This is a genomic window from Fontibacter flavus, assembly GCF_042432905.1.
Taxonomy (GTDB): domain Bacteria; phylum Bacteroidota; class Bacteroidia; order Cytophagales; family Cyclobacteriaceae; genus Fontibacter; species Fontibacter flavus.
This window is the reverse complement of record NZ_JBHLWI010000078.1, coordinates 1-2,546: the sequence shown is the minus strand read 5'-3', so window position 1 is coordinate 2,546 and position 2,546 is coordinate 1. Positions and strand designations below refer to the sequence as shown.

The 2,546-nt window shown below is 38.9% G+C and carries 1 protein-coding gene; it reads left to right on the top strand.

What is annotated here, in order from left to right; translation table 11 throughout:
- Positions 1–1,387 precede the first annotated feature (1,387 nt).
- The gene (locus ACFFIP_RS18050; protein ID WP_382389166.1) at positions 1,388–2,224 is read left to right on the top strand and encodes a nitrogen regulation protein NR(II); all 837 of its coding nucleotides are present in this window, start codon (positions 1,388–1,390) and stop codon (positions 2,222–2,224) included.
- Positions 2,225–2,546 lie beyond the last annotated feature (322 nt).

Sequence of the window (2,546 nt, the reverse complement as noted above, 5' to 3'; positions counted from 1 at the left end):
GAATGAGGAGTGAAAAATGAAGAATGATTTAAGAGCCAAGGCAAAAGTAAAAAGGCAAAAGTTTGAACTTTTCTAAAGTTCCGGATGACGGTTTTGTTATGGGAAAGATTTCTGAGCAAGTTGAATAGGCCTGAAAGGCAGGGATATCAGAGGGATGGTTGGAGGCCATCCCGGTTGAGGGGAAATCCCTATCGAAGCCAAACGAGCCTGAAGGGCGCAGATAATTTTTTTGAATTACACAGACCCGCCTGCAGCCGGCAGGATTACACCGAGGAGGCACTGAGATTCACAGAGGTTTTTTAAATACCACTAAGACCACTAAGGATCACAAAGAAAATTGAAAGGTTGGGGAGGTATTTCTACATAATTCTGGCGTATGAATTAGGACAAGACGAAGGAAGAACGCTAAGCAGCCGGCGCTGGGTAATCTAAATTTAGGTGGGTACCAAAGAGCCCCAAGGGGGCGTTCTGTAAAAGCCCAGGGTGAGTGGCAGCAAGCCTCGGAACCCTGGGTTGATTGAGGGTTGCCCGTTTCCAGAGCCTGCCTTTGCCGGTCAGGCAGGCCGGCGACGTTGTCTAAAACGGAGAATGGTCTGAATACGCCGGCGATACGGAACCGCGGATAGATTTGAAAAGATAACCACTCCTGCCTGCTGCAGGCAGGAATTACACTAATTACACAAATTGATTATTTCTGGAATTAGACAGAAATGTATGTTTAACGCCTTTTATACATCATTGCTAATTAGGTAAATGAATTATGCGCGAAGCTTGCGAATTTTCGCGAATTCTTGTGCTGATAGGGATTACATTTTTGGAGAAGAAAATGGATTTTTGGTCGATTAAATAGGCCCGAAGGGCCGGGATATCAGAGGGATGGTTGGAGGCCATCCCGGATACGCCGGTGATAAGGAACCGCGGATAGGATAAAAAGGATAACCACAAATTACACAAATTACACAAATTTTTAAATTCTACATTTTAGCAGCTGGGGGATTTTGATGTGATTTTCTGATCAATGCAACAAAAGAAAATGAATTAGGCGCAGAGCTTGCGAATTGACTCGAATTCTTGATTCAATATTGGGGTCCAAGTCTCCCTCTTGGGAGGTAAATCCGAAGACTTGAACCAGAAGGGAGTCCAGCTTCTGGAGAAGCAGGACAACTGGTTAGACCGGAATTTCATTAATTATACAAATTAATTCCATTTTTCTAATGGGTATCTTGGTTTATTGGAATGGTTTTTGATCAATTTTTTGAAATGAATATCAAATTAAAATTTGATTAAATAAATTTTTACAGGTTTATTTTAGTAAAAATTAGCTTTAATCACCATTAAATGGTAATTATTTGATATGTATAATTAAACCGACGTTAATCCATGTTTTATGAGAAAGTACTTTGATCAGCTCAGCACACCTATCTTGATTTTGGATGCCAATGCAATTATCAAGTATGCCAATCCAGCCTTTACGGATGATATTTTCAGGTTGGGCAATGGTAGAATTAGGTTCAGTGACTTATTTTCCATTGAGAATCCTGAAGTGTTTTTGGGTTTCTTGAATTCATCATCGCCAAATAGCAAGAAAGAGTTCGATGTTCAGTTAACAAAAGCTGATTCAGTACTGGATTATGAAATTTCAGTGACGCATTTTACCAATCCTCATAAAATTGTGGTGGAGTTTCAGGAAGTTTCTGAGTTCAAGAGTGTCAGGAAAGATTTGATCAAAAAAACAACAGTCCTTCAAAACCTCAAGGAATACATGGAGGGCTCCAACAATAAGGAAACTACCCAGAATTACATGAAAAGGTCTTTGGATTTTTTGCTTCAAAACCTTGATTTTGAAAAGGGTTATCTGCATTATGAAATTGAAATGGCTCCAGGAAATACAAGATTCAGTTCAGACGGTAATGGGTTAAGTAAGGAAATTTACAGTCAGCTAGTTCATAAGTATTTTTTCAGCAAACCGGATTCCAATATTCCCACATTGGTCAGTAAGATTTTAAGAAATGTACCTCATCTCGATGTAGAGTTTGAGAATAAGTATATGATCAAGAAACGTTTTGGAAATGCAAGTCTTTATTTTGTGTTTGAGCCAGGAAGAGTCTACAGTTATGAGGATAGTTTTGACGTCAATATTTTGGTGTCGATTTTAATCAACAGATTGATATGGACCGATTTGAGGATTAAGGATTTGAAGATTTACAATCCTTATGTTCAATGATGGGAATGATAAAAAGATCAACAATATGTAGGGATGCTCAGGGTTTAGAATGTTGAATTAAGAAGGATTGAAGAGCCAAGGCAAAAGTAAAAAGTAAAAAGTGGGATTTCGGAAGGAAAAAGGACGCTGCGCTTGGCTTTTGGTACACGGAGGAAAATAAAGAGCCAAGTAAAAAGGCAAAAGGGTTGAGAATGTTGAATGAGGAGTGAAAAATGAAGAATGATTTAAGAGCCAAGGCAAAAGTAAAAAGGCAAAAGTTTGAACTTTTCTAAAGTTCCGGATGACGGTTTTGTTATGGGAAAGATTTCTGAGCAAGTTGAAT

What these genes read in the sequence shown, in the direction of transcription:
- ACFFIP_RS18050 (WP_382389166.1), top strand. Translation starts at nt 1,388, where the DNA reads ATGAGAAAGTACTTTGATCAGCTCAGCACACCTATCTTGATTTTGGAT.